The sequence below is a fragment of the Streptomyces scopuliridis RB72 genome, from assembly GCF_000718095.1.
GTDB classification, from domain to species: domain Bacteria; phylum Actinomycetota; class Actinomycetes; order Streptomycetales; family Streptomycetaceae; genus Streptomyces; species Streptomyces scopuliridis.
In genome coordinates this window covers 145529-159224 of sequence record NZ_JOEI01000001.1, presented here as the reverse complement: position 1 = coordinate 159224, position 13696 = coordinate 145529, and the positions used below count along the sequence as shown (strand labels likewise).

General features: G+C 71.3%; 17 protein-coding genes. 8 read left to right on the top strand and 9 right to left on the bottom strand.

Going from position 1 to position 13696, the window contains the following annotated elements; genetic code table 11:
• Positions 1-10: 10 nt before the first annotated feature.
• From IF11_RS42680 to IF11_RS0100645, 3 genes are all read left to right on the top strand, one after another.
• A complete protein-coding gene (locus IF11_RS42680) occupies positions 11-142 on the top strand; it encodes a hypothetical protein (RefSeq protein ID WP_276311255.1) in 132 nt (43 codons plus the stop codon).
• 14 nt (positions 143-156) lie between these two features.
• A complete protein-coding gene (locus tag IF11_RS0100650) occupies positions 157-921 on the top strand; it encodes a bestrophin-like domain (RefSeq protein ID WP_030349354.1) in 765 nt (254 codons plus the stop codon).
• 189 nt (positions 922-1110) lie between these two features.
• Complete coding sequence (locus IF11_RS0100645) at positions 1111-1650, top strand: hypothetical protein (RefSeq protein ID WP_030349353.1); 540 nt, start codon at positions 1111-1113, stop codon at positions 1648-1650.
• Positions 1651-1823: 173 nt separating this feature from the next.
• On the opposite strand, the gene IF11_RS0100640 is transcribed toward IF11_RS0100645, so the two are convergent.
• On the bottom strand, positions 1824-2309 hold the full coding sequence (locus IF11_RS0100640; RefSeq protein ID WP_030349352.1) for a hypothetical protein: 486 nt from the start codon (positions 2307-2309) through the stop codon (positions 1824-1826).
• Positions 2310-2619: 310 nt separating this feature from the next.
• On the opposite strand from IF11_RS0100640, the gene IF11_RS0100635 reads away from it, so the two are divergent.
• Positions 2620-3288 carry a class F sortase gene (locus tag IF11_RS0100635; RefSeq protein ID WP_030349351.1) on the top strand — a complete coding sequence of 223 codons (669 nt, stop codon included), beginning with the start codon at positions 2620-2622 and terminating at the stop codon, positions 3286-3288.
• A gap of 27 nt (positions 3289-3315) precedes the next feature.
• Here IF11_RS0100635 and IF11_RS0100630 read toward each other — a convergent pair whose 3' ends face one another.
• Positions 3316-4161: a polysaccharide deacetylase family protein gene (locus IF11_RS0100630; protein ID WP_030349350.1), complete on the bottom strand. Its 846-nt coding sequence runs from the start codon at positions 4159-4161 to the stop codon at positions 3316-3318.
• A gap of 233 nt (positions 4162-4394) precedes the next feature.
• On the opposite strand from IF11_RS0100630, the gene IF11_RS0100625 reads away from it, so the two are divergent.
• Positions 4395-4853, top strand: coding sequence for a universal stress protein (locus tag IF11_RS0100625; protein WP_030349349.1), 459 nt, complete (start codon positions 4395-4397; stop codon positions 4851-4853).
• A 60-nt stretch (positions 4854-4913) separates the two neighbouring features.
• Here IF11_RS0100625 and IF11_RS0100620 read toward each other — a convergent pair whose 3' ends face one another.
• Positions 4914-6119 (bottom strand): CapA family protein, encoded by a 1206-nt coding sequence (locus IF11_RS0100620; RefSeq protein WP_030349348.1) that lies wholly within the window; start codon positions 6117-6119, stop codon positions 4914-4916.
• 276 nt (positions 6120-6395) lie between these two features.
• Here IF11_RS0100620 and IF11_RS0100615 point away from each other — a divergent pair, with 276 nt between their 5' ends.
• Entirely contained in the window at positions 6396-6977 is a 582-nt protein-coding gene (locus IF11_RS0100615; protein ID WP_407706592.1) for a sigma-70 family RNA polymerase sigma factor, read from the top strand.
• Here the strand turns inward: IF11_RS0100615 and IF11_RS0100610 are convergent.
• Complete coding sequence (locus tag IF11_RS0100610) at positions 6899-7129, bottom strand: zf-HC2 domain-containing protein (protein WP_030349346.1); 231 nt, start codon at positions 7127-7129, stop codon at positions 6899-6901. The two genes, IF11_RS0100615 and IF11_RS0100610, sit on opposite strands and share 79 nt — an antisense overlap.
• A 122-nt stretch (positions 7130-7251) precedes the next feature.
• On the opposite strand from IF11_RS0100610, the gene IF11_RS0100605 reads away from it, so the two are divergent.
• The gene (locus IF11_RS0100605) at positions 7252-7767 is read left to right on the top strand and encodes a hypothetical protein (protein ID WP_030349345.1); all 516 of its coding nucleotides are present in this window, start codon (positions 7252-7254) and stop codon (positions 7765-7767) included.
• A 63-nt stretch (positions 7768-7830) separates the two neighbouring features.
• Here the strand turns inward: IF11_RS0100605 and IF11_RS0100600 are convergent, their stop codons facing one another.
• The 4 genes from IF11_RS0100600 to IF11_RS0100585 form a co-directional block, all read right to left on the bottom strand.
• Complete coding sequence (locus tag IF11_RS0100600) at positions 7831-9021, bottom strand: sensor histidine kinase (protein WP_030349344.1); 1191 nt, start codon at positions 9019-9021, stop codon at positions 7831-7833.
• Positions 9018-10571: a sodium/solute symporter gene (locus IF11_RS0100595; RefSeq protein ID WP_051745249.1), complete on the bottom strand. Its 1554-nt coding sequence runs from the start codon at positions 10569-10571 to the stop codon at positions 9018-9020. The genes IF11_RS0100600 and IF11_RS0100595 overlap by 4 nt, the downstream gene beginning before the upstream one ends.
• Positions 10568-10945, bottom strand: a complete 378-nt coding sequence (locus tag IF11_RS0100590; protein ID WP_240627703.1) for a hypothetical protein — start codon at positions 10943-10945, stop codon at positions 10568-10570. The genes IF11_RS0100595 and IF11_RS0100590 overlap by 4 nt, the downstream gene beginning before the upstream one ends.
• A 197-nt stretch (positions 10946-11142) precedes the next feature.
• A complete protein-coding gene (locus IF11_RS0100585; protein WP_030349341.1) occupies positions 11143-11892 on the bottom strand; it encodes a LytR/AlgR family response regulator transcription factor in 750 nt (249 codons plus the stop codon).
• Between the two features lie 152 nt (positions 11893-12044).
• Here IF11_RS0100585 and IF11_RS0100580 point away from each other — a divergent pair, with 152 nt between their 5' ends.
• On the top strand, positions 12045-12710 hold the full coding sequence (locus IF11_RS0100580; RefSeq protein ID WP_030349340.1) for a zf-HC2 domain-containing protein: 666 nt from the start codon (positions 12045-12047) through the stop codon (positions 12708-12710).
• A gap of 93 nt (positions 12711-12803) precedes the next feature.
• Here IF11_RS0100580 and IF11_RS0100575 read toward each other — a convergent pair whose 3' ends face one another.
• Entirely contained in the window at positions 12804-13679 is an 876-nt protein-coding gene (locus tag IF11_RS0100575; RefSeq protein ID WP_030349339.1) for an Fpg/Nei family DNA glycosylase, read from the bottom strand.
• Positions 13680-13696: the final 17 nt, after the last annotated feature.

Here is a 13696-nt window from a genome sequence, read left to right as displayed (position 1 = left end):
GCCGTCCTCGGTGGCGCTGCCCGCCTATCGCAAGGCGACCCGTGATCAGCCCAGGAACGGCCCCTCCCCCGTTCTGCTGATGCTCCTCATCACGGCCCCGGCCGTACTCGCCGTAGCCGTCCTGCGTCCCCGCCACCGCTGATCCACGGAGATCTCATGTCGGAATGGCTCGTTCTGAGCATCGCGATGGCCGCCGCCTGCGCGGTCGTCCTGACCATCGTCGTCATCAACAACCGCCGCGTCCGCGAGGACGACGACCCCTCCGAGACCCCTGATGTCATGGACTACATGACGATGATGATCGGCGTGATCTACGCGATCGTGCTGGGTCTCGCCATCGCCGGCGTCTGGGAGGGCCGCAGCGCGGCGCAGGAGTCCGTACGCCAGGAGGCCCAGGCCCTGCACGAGGTCCAGCAGCGGGTCCAGGTCTATCCCGCCGAGGTACGGGACCGGATCCGCGCCGATGTCGACGCCTATGTCAGCTTCGTCGTCCGCAGCGAATGGCCGCACATGTCCGAGCACGAGGCCCTCAGCGCGAAGGGCACCGAGCTCTTCGACCGGATCCGCACGGACGTCAGCCAGTACGCGCCCAGGACCGATCTGGAGGGACAGGCGTACCAGCCGCTGGTCGACCAGGTGGCCGCCGCCGATGACGCCCGGGGCGCGCGAGGGCAGAACGCGGGCGCCACCATGCCGGGGGTCGTCTGGTTCGGCCTCATCATCGGCGCCGTGGTCACGGTCGGGCTGATCTTCGTCCTGCAGATCCGCCGTACCTTCCGGGAGCTGCTGCTCGCGGGGCTGTTCAGTGTGCTGATCTCGTTCCTGCTCTTCCTCATCTGGGACTTCGACGCGCCCTACGGCCGCGGGATCAGCGCGACCGCGGCGCCCTTCCTCGATCTGTTTCCGCAAATCGGGTCCTGAGCGAAGCACAGGACCGGCACCTGAGTGGGGTGCGGCTGTCCGCCGCCCGGGGGACACCCGTGCCCCATTCGCCCGTCAGCGATCGCGGCTGTGATAACGCGCTCCTAGCGTTTCCGGCATCGAGGTGCATTCCCTGCCTTATGTGGAAACGGTTCCGCAGCTGCTCCTCGGGGACCCGGAGGATTCATCATGCGCGCGATACGTGCCGTGTCCGCCGCTCTGCTGGCAGTGTCCGCACTCGCACTGACCACCCCCACCGCGACGGCCGCGCCCAGCGGCGGGAACGCGCCCTTCGGATTCACCGTCACGCCCTCCACGGTCGCGGCGGGGGGCAGGGTGACCCTCTCCGTCACCAACTGCGCTACGACCGCCACCGCCTCCTCCGGGGTCTTCGACACGGTCAACATCCCCTCGGGACGGTCGGCCACCGCCACGGTCGACTGGGACGCCAAGGCCGGCGCCACGTATCAGGTGACCTTCACCTGTAACGGCCAGTCGGGGACGACCAGTCTCCGGATCTCAAGCGCCACGCGGAACCCGACACCGGCCGCCACGGTCACCCGCACGACGGGCGCCACGGTCGTGCCGGGTGGCGTCCGCGGAGGTCTCGGCGGCAGCGTGGGCGGGGTGAGCACCACCGAACTCGTCGGCGGTACGGCGCTGGTGGTCGCGGCGGCCGCCGGCACGATCTACGTCGTACGCCGGCGCACGGAGGACCGTCAGCACTGATCACCGGCGGCCGGTCGCCGGCCGCCCGTACACCGGACGCCGCGCGGGCGTCCCCGTCACATGAAAGTCACACGAAAAGGCCCCCGCCCCGAGTCCTCGGTCAGGACTCGGGGCGACGGGCGTTCGGGGCCCCGCGGACCCCCGGTGGAGGCTGCCGGGAGAAGGGCGCCCGGTCAGATCCCCACACCGGCCGGCCGGCGACGGCGTGCGAGGAAGAGCGAACCACCGACGGCCGCCGTGGCGACGAGCCCGCCGCCGACCGCCATCTCCGTGGAACTGGGACCGATGGAACCGCCGAGCCCGCCCAGCGCGCCCCGCCCCTCCAGCACCCGGAACTGGTGCGTCGCGACCCTGTCGTTGTCACTGCACCTGACGGCCAGGTTGTAGTTGCCCGGCGTGGCGTCGTCAAGGATCCGGGCCCTGGCCGTGGAGTTCCCGGAAGCGTTCACGGACAGCTCGACCCGCCGGAAGGCGTTCGACGTGACAGTGCCTCCGTGGCCGCAGCCGCGGGCGCTGATCTCGATCGTGCTGCCCTGGTGGACCTCGAACGGATTGATGGTGACATTGGTCGGACCGTTGGTCGCGACGGCCAGCGGAGCGGAGAGCGCCACGGCCGCGCAGGCGGTGGCGGTCACCGCCAGAGCGCGTGAAGCACGCATCGTTGAACCTCCAGCGGAAGGCGCCCCAAAGCGGTGCTCCGGGAGATTCGACGAGTACGCCCTCCATGACGAACCCTCACCGGGCTTCCCGGGGCCCGCATTTCGGCGCTGGTCCACCCCGGTGAGCCGACACGCCGTCAGGAAGGACGCCCGTCCGATGGATCCGCAGGTCACAGACCGTCAGAGATTTTATGTGCCGGTTACTCAGATGGGTCAGCCCCGCCGGGCCCGCCACCCATTCGCCTTCCAGTGATCGCCGCCGGGGTGCGACGCACTTACCGTGCCTGCAGGCGTCCACGAAGGGAGAACTATGGGCATGCACCACAACGCCCCGGAGTCGAGGAAGCGCTCGCCCTGGGGCGTTCTGGCTCTCGTCATGCTCACCGGCATCGCGATGATGCGCAACGGGGTGGACGTACCGCTGGGACCACCGCAGCCGGCGGCGGCCGCCGCGCCGGCCGGCGTGCCCGATCCGGCGGCGGCCGCCACCACCACCACCGACGTACCGATCGTGAAGCCGCTGCCGTACGCGCCGATGTCCCGGGTGCGGATCCCGGCGCTCAGGGTCGACGCGCCGGTCGTGGATGTGGGCCTCGACCCGGACGGCTGGATCGCCGCTCCGCCGCCGCGGGACCCGAATCTGGCGGGCTGGTACCAGAACGGTGTCGCGCCCGGCCAGCGGGGCACCGCGGTGGTCGTCGGCCATGTCGACAACAGGTCGGGACCCGCGGTCTTCTACGGTCTCGGCTCGCTGGAGAAGGGCGAGCATGTCGAGGTGGAGCGCTTCGACGGCAGGACGGCGGTGTTCGAGATCTACGGGGTGGAGGTCTTCTCGAAGAACGAATTCCCGGCGGCGCGGGTCTACGGCGACTCCGGCCATGCCGAGCTGCGGGTGATCACCTGCGGTGGCGGTTACTCGAAGAGGGGGGGATACGACGGCAATGTCGTCGTCTTCGCCCGGCTGGTCAGGACCCGCTGACCAGCCGGGGGCGGCCGGGGGCCGGTCTCATCGGTGGGGCACGGCGATGCGGTACCCGTCGTCCAGCAGCAGGGGCAGATAGCGGCGCAGCGCCGCCACACTCTGCGAGCGGTTGCCGCCCGCGTCGTGATTGAGGACGACTGCCCCCGGCCCGGCTCCGTCCAGCACTCTGCGGACGATGCTGTCGGTGCCGGGGGTCTCCCAGTCGAGGGAGTCGATGGTCCAGGCGAGCGGCTCCATGCCCATCTCGGACCCGATCTCGAAGGCGTACCGGTTCCAGGCGCCGTAGGGCGCGCGGTACCAGAGGGGCGCGGTGCCGAGGATGTCCTCCACCACCTCGCTCGTGCGCCCCATCTCCCCGCGGATCTGCGACGGTCTGAGCGTCGTCATCAGCGGATGGGACCAGGTGTGGTTGCAGATGATGTGGCCGTCGTCGTCGGCCTCCCGCAGCAGGTCACGATGGGCGTCGGCCATCTCGCCGCAGACGAAGAACATCGCGCGTACGTCGTATTCGCGCAGTGTGCGCAGGATGCCGGGGGTGTAGTCGGGGTGGGGCCCGTCGTCAAAGGTGAGGACCATCGTGCGGCCCAGTTCGGGCATCTTCAGGATGGGCGCTTTACGTACCGGCGGCAGGGGTCTGCGGTAGCGGGGCTGCGCGCCCTCCGTCATGGGCTGAAGCCGGTACGCGGAGGGCTTGTGCGGGACGCCCGCCCGGATTGCCGCCTGTGCTCCCTCCGCCGGAGGCGGCGGGGTGGGGCTGCCGGGTGTCTGGGCCTGTCCCGCGGTCAACAACCGGGCGGTGAGTGCGGCGCCGAGGCAGGCGGCGATCCGCAGGACCGCACGGCGCCCCGGAAGCATCTGATCCTTTTTCATGACCAATGGCTCGCACGGTGGATGCTCCGTGCCGCTCACCAACACCGGTTATCCGGGGGAAAGTACCCGATGGGGTGAGCCATGAAGGGAACGCGGCACTGGTCCGCAGGCCCGGAGGACAGTGTCTCACGAATGGCCGGACGTCCCGGAGGCACGAGGGGCCGGACCGGGTGGCCGGCGCTGCGGGGAGACCGCCGCCGGTCTGTTCGCCGGGAGCGGATACTCTGCGTGCCGTGACTCAGCAGCCCACTCAATTCGAACGTGGTACCGACGGCCCGAAGGTGATCGTCGTCGGCGTGGACGGTTCGCAGTCCTCGTTCCGCGCCGCCGCGTACGCCGGCGGCCTGGCCCGGCGGCAGAACGCCCTGCTCGCCATCGTCTACGTGCAGCCCGTCATGCCCGCCGGCGCCGCCCTCGGCGCCCCGGTCGCGGAGACGACCGGGGAGATCGCCGAGGGTCTGGTGGAGGAGATCCGGGTGGCCATAGAACGGGTCAGGGACGTCTGGGACGTCCGCTGGGAGTTCCACACCTTCCACGGCGACCCGTACAGCGGACTGGTCACGGCGGCCGACGAGCTCAAGGCGGATGCCGTGGTGGTGGGCGCCTCGGAGTCCGCGGGGCACCGGATCATCGGTTCGGTGGCGGTACGGCTGGTCAAGGCGGGCCGCTGGCCGGTGACGGTCGTCCCGTAACCCCTGGTCGTACGGCCCCCCGCTGCCCCACGTCCCGCCCGACGCCCACGCGCGTTCTTGTCAGCGGCCCGCGGTGAGGCCGTCCGCCGCCGCGCCCCGGCTCAGGACCGCCTCGCTGATCTCCGACTGGATCTCGCGGTAGTCGTCCCGCTCGGAATCGCGCCGTACGGCCTCCGGCAGATTCACCACGCGTCCGGTGTCGAGGTCCCACATCTGCGGGATGAACTCGGCCTTCTTCACCGGCCACCGCTCCCCCGGCGCGGCGGGCGGCGCGAAGGTGAACCGGCCGATCGAGCCATGGTTGCCGCGCGCGTCCAGCTCGCCGTCGTCGTTGGTCATCGTCCCGGCGATCTGGTCGCCCATCCCGTAGATGATCCAGGTGCCGTTGACCTTCTCGTACGGCTGCGGGACATGCGCGTGGGTGCCGAGGATCAGATCGATGTCGGGGCGGCCACCGGTGCGCGACGCGGTGAGTTTCCTGCCCAGGCTCAGCTGCTGCTCGTCGGGGTCCATCTGCCACTCGGTGCCCCAGTGCAGGCTGATCACGACGACGTCGGCGCCCGCCTTACGCGCGGCCCTGGCATCGGCGATGATCTTCCGCTCGTCGGTGAGGCGGACGGCCCAGGGCTGTCCGTCGGGGAGCGGGACGTCGTTGGTGCCGAAGGTGTACGCCAGTTGCGCCACCTTGGCGCCGCCCGCCGTCAGCAGGGCGGGGCGCGCGGCCTCGGCCGCCGAGCGTGCCGTACCGGCGTGCCGGACGCCCGCCTTGTCGAAGGCGTCGAGGGTCCGGCGTACCCCGTCGGCGCCGTCGTCCAGGCTGTGGTTCGAGGCGGTGGAGCAGGAGTCGTAGCCCGTGGCCCGCAGACCGGCGGGGATCTCCGGCGGGGACACGAAGGCCGGATAGCCGCTGTACGAGCCGTCCTCCTCGCCGAACACGGTCTCCATGTGGCAGATCGCCACATCGGCGCCGGAGACCACCGGCTTCACGCTGTCGAGCATCGGCCCGAAGTCATAGCCCTCGCCGTCCGCGTCGGCGTTCGCCCGGTCGATGACGGAGTCGTGCGGCAGCACGTCCCCCGAGGCGACGAGCGTGAATCCGCGCTGCTGCGGCGCGGCGCCGCCCGCGGCGGAGGGTGCCGCGGAGCCCGGCCGCGGCGGGCCGTGCGGGACCGGGGCGGCGGACCGCTCGGGACCGGCGCAGGCCGCCGCGGTTCCGATGAGCAGCGCCGCAGCGGCCACCGCTCCCTGTCGCATGCGCTTCGTCATCGGGAAGGCTCCAATTCCGGGAGATACCGTCCCAACGAATCCATATATTCATATAAATGGATGTCAAGCGACCAAGCCGACAGTGAACACGAAAGGGGCCAAACGCCACCGCCCGACCGTTCACCGCACCACTCGCCGCAGTGAGCGACCGCTCGTCGCAGACCTCTGTGCGCTGTCTGTCCCTCGGCGCCGCCATGCGTTCGGATACGCCACGCGGCAACGGAGCCGCGTACGACGGCGACCCCGGCGGGAAGGGCGTTCACGATGACCACAGCGATGGCCGAGGAGAGGACCGATGAGCGGGCGCTGACGGAGCTTCAGCGCGAACACGGACCGGCCCTGCTGAACTTTCTGCTCGGCCTGACCTATGGCGACCGCCAGCGCGCCGAGGATCTGCTCCAGGAGACGCTGGTCCGCGCCTGGCAGCATCCCGAAGCCTTCGACGGGCCCTTCGAATCCATGCGGCCCTGGCTCTTCACCGTCGGCCGCCGGCTGGCGATCGACGCCCGCAGATCCCGGCTGGCGCGGCCCACGGAGGTCAGCGACGGGATTCTCGCCGCCACGCCCGACCCCGAGGACCGCACCGAGAGCACGGTCGCGGTGCTCGACGTACGCGAAGCGGTGCGAACGCTGAGCCGTGAGCACCGCGCGGTGCTGACCCAGATCTACTTCCGCGGGCTGAGCGTGAACGAGGCGGCGCGGGTGCTCGGGATTCCGCCCGGCACGGTCAAGTCCCGTTCGTACTACGCGCTGCGGGCGCTGGCCCGTTCACTGCCCGGCTACAGCGCGCCCGGCCACCGCAGGTCGTCCTCGTCCAGGAGCGCCAGCAACGACGGCGCGTCGGCCACCTCCAGATAGGCCGCGCCGCACGGGCCGCACTCCGCCAGATGGTCCGCGACCCGCCGGTCCTCCTCGGGCGCGAGCGCTTCGAGTACATAGGCGCCGAGGAGCGACCGCACATGCGGGCCGGAATCGTCCGCTCCATCGTCGGACGCGTCACCGTCGGCCACACCCGTCACAATCCTCTCCCGTCCGCCGACCGATCCTGCCTTTCTGGCCACGCGGGGCGGCCACCGCCGGTTCAATGCTCCGTGAAGCAGGCTTCGGGGGAAGAAAGGAAGGCGGAAAAGCGATGCGTCCGGAATGTACCGAAGGGGCGGGTGGTGGCGGCCTCCTGGTGCCCATGGCTTGGATGTACGCGGAGTACATCGCCGACGAGCTGTTGCGCACCGGCGATCTGATGCCGCCCACCACGCTCGAATACCGGGCGGGGCGGGACGCGCTGGCCCTGACGATCTTCCTCTCCGACAGCTCGGTGGGCGGCCCGCGCGTGGTGGCGAGGATGGAGGAGTGGCGCTCCCTCACGGCGTACGGAACCTGCTGGCGGGAATGGGTCTGCGGGCGGCTCGACCGGCTGGAGGCGGCCGCGTTCGAGTCCGGCCGGGAGACCAGGGATCCGGATCTGGAGCTGGCGGGCGCGGCGTGGCGGTGGCTGGAGGAGACGGAGCTGCTGGCGCCGGATCTCGATGCCGTGGGGCCGGCGTGCGACGATCCGTTCCCGGCCGGCGAGGCGGAGGGTCCGCAGGTCTGGACCCCGGCCTGGCAGCTCGGGCTGCCGCTGGGCCATCTGGCGATCCATCTGTTCTGAACGGCGGCTGTTCCGATCTGAACGGCGGGCTGTTCCGACCGGCGGCGCACGCGGGCGGGGCGTTCAGGTGCCGTGCACGCCCGCGCGGTACTTGGGAATCCGTACCGTGATCTTCGTACCCGCGCCCACGCCCGTCTCGATGACCAGGCCGTATTCGTCCCCGTAGACCTGGCGCAGTCGTTCGTCCACATTGAGCAGTCCGATGCCGGTGGACGCGCCGCCCTCGCCGCGCAGGATCCGGCGCAGCCGGTCCGGCTCCATACCGACCCCGTCGTCCTCGATCACCACCTCGGCCTCCGCGCCCGCGTCGAGCGCGCTGATGGTGATCCGGCTCGTGGTGACGGCCCCTTCGAGGCCGTGCTTGACGGCGTTCTCGACGAGCGGCTGAAGACAGAGGAACGGCATCGCCACCGGCAGGACCTCCGGAGCGACCTGGAGCGTGACCGAGAGCCGCTCACCGAACCGGGCTCGTACGAGCGCCAGATACTGGTCGATGGAGTGCAGTTCATCGGCGAGGGTGGTGAAGTCGCCGTGCCTGCGGAACGAGTAGCGGGTGAAGTCGGCGAATTCCAGCAGCAGTTCCCGGGCCCGCCCGGGATCCGTACGGACGAACGAGGCGATGGCGGCGAGGGAGTTGAAGATGAAATGAGGGGAGATCTGGGCCCGCAGCGCCTTGATCTCGGCCTCGATCAGCCGGGTGCGGGAGCGGTCAAGCTCGGCCAGTTCCAGCTGTACGGAGACCCAGCGGGCCACCTCGCCGGCCGCCCTGGCCAGGACCGCCGACTCGCGGGGCGCATAGGCGACCAGGGTGCCGAGGACCCGGTGGTCGACGGTCAGCGGGACGGCCACGCCCCAGCGCAGCGGGCAGTCGAGATCACCGCAGCCGCTCGCGAAGGCGGTGCCGCGTCCGCTCGCGAGCAGTCCCTCGACCTGTGCCATCACCTGCTTGTCGTGGTGTTCGCCCGAGCCGTCCCAGGCGAGGACCCGCTCCCGGTCGGTGAGGCAGAGCGCGTCCGTGCCGAGCAGGGAACGCAGCCTGCGGGCGGCCTTGCGGGCGCTCTCCTCCGTGAGACCGGCCCGTAGCGGGGGCGCGGCGAGCGAGGCGGTGTGCAGGGTCTCGAAGGTGGCGCGCTCCACGGGCGTGCCGACATCGCTGTTCCGCTCGGGGCGCGCGGTGCGCCGGCCGAGTACGAAGCCGCCCGCGAGGAGCAGCGGGCCGAGCACGATCAGTACGGCGAGTGCGGCTCCGCTCATCCGGCGCCCCCCATTCCGGTTCCACTCCCCGTACCCTCGCCCGGTCCGGCGGCGCTCACGCTCGCGCTTCCCTTGCGGCTGCCGGACATCAGCACCTCCGGCAGATGGAAGCGCGTCATCGCCGCGTTGGTGCCGGGCGGTATCCGGCCGCGCGTGGCCAGGGACACCAGGATCATCGCGAGGAAGCCGACGGGCACCGACCAGACGGCGGGCCAGGCGAGCAGCGCGTGCGGCCAGCCCGACCGTACGGCCCCGCTCACCGTGATCACCGTGGCGGCGAACGCCAGACCGCCGCCGAGCAGCAGCCCCGCGATCGCGCCGGGCGGGGTGAGCCGCCGCCACCAGATGCCGAGCACCAGCAGCGGACAGAACGACGACGCGGAGACCGCGAAGGCCATCCCCACCGAGTCGGCCACGGGCATCCCGCTGACCAGCAGTGACCCGCCGAGCGGCACGGCCATGGCGAGCGGGGTGGCCAGCCGGAAGTGGCGTACACCGCGCGAGGGCAGGACATCCTGGGTGAGGACCCCCGCGACGGCCATGGTCAGCCCGGAGGCGGTGGAGAGGAACGCGGCGAACGCGCCGCCCGCGACCAGCGCGCCGAGCAGATCCCCGCCGAGCCCGCCGATCGCCCGCTCCGGCAGCAGCAGTACGGCGGCGTCGGCGTCCGTACCGTACGGCAGTTCGGGGACATACAGCCTGCCCAGCGCGCCGTAGACGGGCGGCAGCAGATAGAACGCGCCGATCAGCGCCAGGACGATCACGGTGGTCCGGCGGGCGGCCCGGCCGTTGGGACTGGTGTAGAAGCGGACGACGACATGGGGCAGCCCCATCGTACCGAGGAAGGTCGCCACGATCAGACCGTAGGTCGCGTACAGCGGATGGTCCGCGCGGCCGACGACCGCGGCCGTCAGATCGAGGTCGACGCGCGGCCGTCCGTCGCCCTGCCAGGCCAGCAGCAGGAAGAGCGCGGGCACGAGCAGCGCGGTGAGCTTGAGCCAGTACTGGAACGCCTGGACGAAGGTGATGCTGCGCATTCCGCCCGCCGCGACCGCCACCACCACGACCAGCGCGACCAGCACCCCGCCGAACCAGTCGGGCGCGCCGGTGAGGATCTTCAACGTCAGCCCCGCGCCCTGGAGTTGGGGGACGAGATAGAGCCAGCCGGCACCGACCACGAACACACTCACCAGCCTGCGCACCGCACGCGATTCGAGCCGGCCCTCCGCGAAGTCCGGGAGCGTGTACGCGCCGGAGCGGCGCAGCGGGGCGGCGACGAAGATCAGCAGGACGAGATAGCCGGCGGTATAGCCGACCGGGTACCAGAGCATGTCGGGGCCGTGCAGCAGCACCAGGCCCGCGACGCCGAGGAAGGAGGCGGCGGAGAGGTATTCGCCGCTGATCGCGGCGGCGTTGAGCGCGGGCCGCACCGTGCGGGAGGCGACATAGAAGTCGGAGGTGGTACGGGATATCCGCAGCCCGAAGCCGCCGACGAGGACGGTCGCGAGCACGACGACGGTGACGGCGGTCACCGTATAACTCTGGCTCACGGAACGGGCCGGCCCTTCACGAGCCGGGCGAAGTCGCGTTCGTTGCGCTCCGCGCGCCGCACGTACCACCAGGCGAGCAGGGTGAGCAGCGGATACGCGGCGAAGCCGAGCACCACCCAGACCGCCGTCGCGTCGCGCAGGGTGGCGAAGGCGAGCGGCAGCGTGCCCGCGACCAGTGCGAGGAGCGCGAACGCGGTGAGTCCGGCGCGTAGTTGACTGCGCATCAGGGAGCGGACATAGGCGTCGCCGAGCGCGGTCTGCTCCTCGATCTCGGCCTGGGCGCGGTAGCGCGGCAGGGGACGTACGCGACGGGGCTCACCGGTGACCACCTCGCGCCGGGGCGCCGGCTGCCGGGACGCGGGCTCCCCCGTCATGTCCGTCCCCCTTTCCGGCTCTCCGCCTTCCCGCCCGGCCCGTCTTCAGGTCCGGCGGGGTGCTGGGCCCTGTCGGGCAAATCCCGCCTGGCCCGCGACGCCTGGCACGCACGCTCGCTGGGCGGACGGCGCTATGTGCCCGACTGGGCCCAGGGCCCGGAGTGTACGCAGCCCGGTGATCCCGAGGGAAGCCCTGGTCAGCGGCCGCCCTGCCGCATCAGCAGATCCCGCAGCGCGCGGGCGTGACGCCTGCTGACCGCCAGCTCGGCATCGCCGACGCGGACACTCATCGCGCCCGCGTCGAGCCGTAGCTCATCGATCCGGGCGAGGGCGACGAGATGGCGGCGGTGGATCCGTACGAAGCCGCGGGCCCGCCAGCGCTCCTCCAGCGTGGTGAGGGGGATACGGACCAGATGGCTGCCGGTGTCGGTGTGCAGCCGCGCGTAGTCGCCCTGCGCCTCGGCGTAGGCGATGTCGTCGACGGCGACGAAGCGCATCACTCCGCCCAGTTCGACGGCTATCTGATCGGCGGCGGGGGCGGAGACCGGACCGCGCTCCCCCACCAGTTCGGCGACCCGGCGTACCGCCTCGGCGAGCCGCTCCCTGCGGACCGGCTTCAGGACATAGTCGACGGCCTTCAGATCGAATGCCTGGACGGCGAAGCCCTCATGGGCGGTGACGAAGACGATCAGCGGCGGCTCGGCGAAGCCGGCCAGCAGCCGGGCGACATCGAGGCCGGTCAGCCCGGCCATATGGATGTCGAGGAAGACCACATCGATGGCGGCGGGGTCGTCGGGGCCCGCGTCGAGCGCCGCGCCGATCCGCCGCAGCGCCTCCGTCGCGCTGGTGGCGCCCTCCGCGCCACGGATCCGCGGGTCGGCCCTGAGCAGGTACAGCAGCTCTTCCAGAGCCGGTTCTTCGTCGTCCACAGCCAGTACACGCAGCATGACGCCGGAGTTTAGGCCCTGTCCGGTCGATCTTCGTGGGCCGGCGGCGTCGCTGATCCACGAAGATCGACCGGACAGGGCCCAGGCGGTGGCCGGCGCACAAGGACTCCCGCGGCTTGAGTCATTCAGCGTTCCGCTGCGTAACAGACAGCATGCGGACCTTGGACCTCCATCGTGATGCCGGCGCCTACGCACTGGGCGTGCTCGACGCCGCGGACGCCTTCCGGTTCGAGGACCATCTGATGGACTGTCCGCGCTGCTCGGAGCTGCTGGCCGAATTCGGCGGTGTGAAAGAGCAGCTGGACTCGTACGCGCGACGCACCCCCGCCGGCATGGCGCCGTTCACCGCCGCGAGTCCGGAGCTGCTGGCCGGGCTGCTCGGCCGTACCGCCGCGGGGCGGCGCCGGGAGTTCGGACGGCGGCTCGCGCTCGTGGCCGCGGCCGCGGTGCTCGCGGTGGGCGGGCCGCTCGCCGTCCTCGCCCTGGCTCCCCCGGCGGATCCGGGCACACCGGTGACCGCCCGGTGGACCGCGTCGGACCGGTCGACGGGGACGGCGGCGGTGGTGACGGCGGCGGAGAAGGCGTGGGGGGCGGATATCGGCCTTGAACTGGTCCGGTCCGGTGAATCCGGCTCCTGCGCCCTGATCGCGGTGGGGCGGGACGGATCGAGGGAGACCGTGACGTCCTGGGCGGCGCACGCGGGGGGCACCGAACCCCTGGTCACCCGGGGCGGCGCGGCGCTGCGGCCGAGCGAGATCGACCACTTCGAGGTCCGGGCCTCGGACGGCCGCCGGGTGATGACGATCGGCGGGCGATGACGGCCGGCCGGTGAGCGCGATGGCGCGCTCCGGGTCAGAGGCCGCTCACGAGGCCGCTCAGGAGGGCGCTCAGGAGGGCGCTCAGGAGGGCGCTCACTTGAGGAGCCGCGACATCCTGCGGTCGGCGAGCGGCTTCCCGCCCGTCTGGCAGGTGGGGCAGTACTGGAGCGAGGAGTCGCTGAAGGAGACCTCGCGGATGGTGTCGCCGCAGACGGGACAGGATTCACCGGTACGGCCGTGTACCCGCAGCCCGCTCTTCTTCTCCGCCTTGAGCCGCCCCGCCGCCACTCCGCGCGAGCGCTCGACGGCCTCGCGCAGCGTGCCGCGCAGCGCCTCGTAGAGCGTGGTGATCTCGTCCTCGGAGAGGTTCTTCACCGGCTTGAACGGCGACATCTTCGCCGCGTGCAGAATCTCGTCGCTGTAGGCGTTGCCGATGCCGGCGATCAGCCGCTGGTCCCGCAGCGCGCCCTTGATCTGCCGGTGTTCCCCCGCGAGCAGCCGGGCCAACGCGGCGCGGTCGAAGGAGTCGTCGAGCGGGTCGGGGCCGAGCCGCGCGATCCCGGGGACCTCCGCGGGATCGTGTACGAGATGCACGGCGAGACGCTTGGTGGTGCCCGCCTCGGTGAGATCGAACCCGTCCCCCTCGCTGAGGACGGTGCGCAGCGCGAGCGGCCCCTTGCCCGGCCTCGGGGGCGTCGCCGGGAACGAGTCCTTCCAGCGCAGCCAGCCCGCGCGGGCGAGATGGAGGGCGAGATGCAGTTCGCCGTCCCCGGCATCACGCGCGACGATGTCGAGATACTTGCCGTGGCGGGCGATGGCGGTGACCGTGGCGCCCTCCAGTGCGGAGAGAGGCGGATCGTATGTTTTGAGCACATTGATGGTCAGTGGCAGCACACGGACGATCTCCTTGCCCACCAGCTGGCCGTCGAGGAACTCTCGCAGCGCTTCGACTTCGGGTACTTCCGGCATGCGTCCAGGGTGCCGCA

Bases quoted from the DNA above. Each gene is read 5' to 3' on its own strand.
- IF11_RS0100650 (WP_030349354.1), top strand. From the start codon at position 157: ATGTCGGAATGGCTCGTTCTGAGCATCGCGATGGCCGCCGCCTGCGCG.
- IF11_RS0100645 (WP_030349353.1), top strand. From the start codon at position 1,111: ATGCGCGCGATACGTGCCGTGTCCGCCGCTCTGCTGGCAGTGTCCGCA.
- IF11_RS0100640 (WP_030349352.1), bottom strand. From the start codon at position 2,309: ATGCGTGCTTCACGCGCTCTGGCGGTGACCGCCACCGCCTGCGCGGCC.
- IF11_RS0100635 (WP_030349351.1), top strand. From the start codon at position 2,620: ATGGGCATGCACCACAACGCCCCGGAGTCGAGGAAGCGCTCGCCCTGG.
- IF11_RS0100630 (WP_030349350.1), bottom strand. From the start codon at position 4,161: ATGAAAAAGGATCAGATGCTTCCGGGGCGCCGTGCGGTCCTGCGGATC.
- IF11_RS0100620 (WP_030349348.1), bottom strand. From the start codon at position 6,119: ATGACGAAGCGCATGCGACAGGGAGCGGTGGCCGCTGCGGCGCTGCTC.
- IF11_RS0100615 (WP_407706592.1), top strand. From the start codon at position 6,396: ATGGCCGAGGAGAGGACCGATGAGCGGGCGCTGACGGAGCTTCAGCGC.
- IF11_RS0100605 (WP_030349345.1), top strand. From the start codon at position 7,252: ATGCGTCCGGAATGTACCGAAGGGGCGGGTGGTGGCGGCCTCCTGGTG.
- IF11_RS0100600 (WP_030349344.1), bottom strand. From the start codon at position 9,021: ATGAGCGGAGCCGCACTCGCCGTACTGATCGTGCTCGGCCCGCTGCTC.
- IF11_RS0100590 (WP_240627703.1), bottom strand. From the start codon at position 10,945: ATGACGGGGGAGCCCGCGTCCCGGCAGCCGGCGCCCCGGCGCGAGGTG.
- IF11_RS0100585 (WP_030349341.1), bottom strand. From the start codon at position 11,892: ATGCTGCGTGTACTGGCTGTGGACGACGAAGAACCGGCTCTGGAAGAG.
- IF11_RS0100580 (WP_030349340.1), top strand. From the start codon at position 12,045: ATGCGGACCTTGGACCTCCATCGTGATGCCGGCGCCTACGCACTGGGC.
- IF11_RS0100575 (WP_030349339.1), bottom strand. From the start codon at position 13,679: ATGCCGGAAGTACCCGAAGTCGAAGCGCTGCGAGAGTTCCTCGACGGC.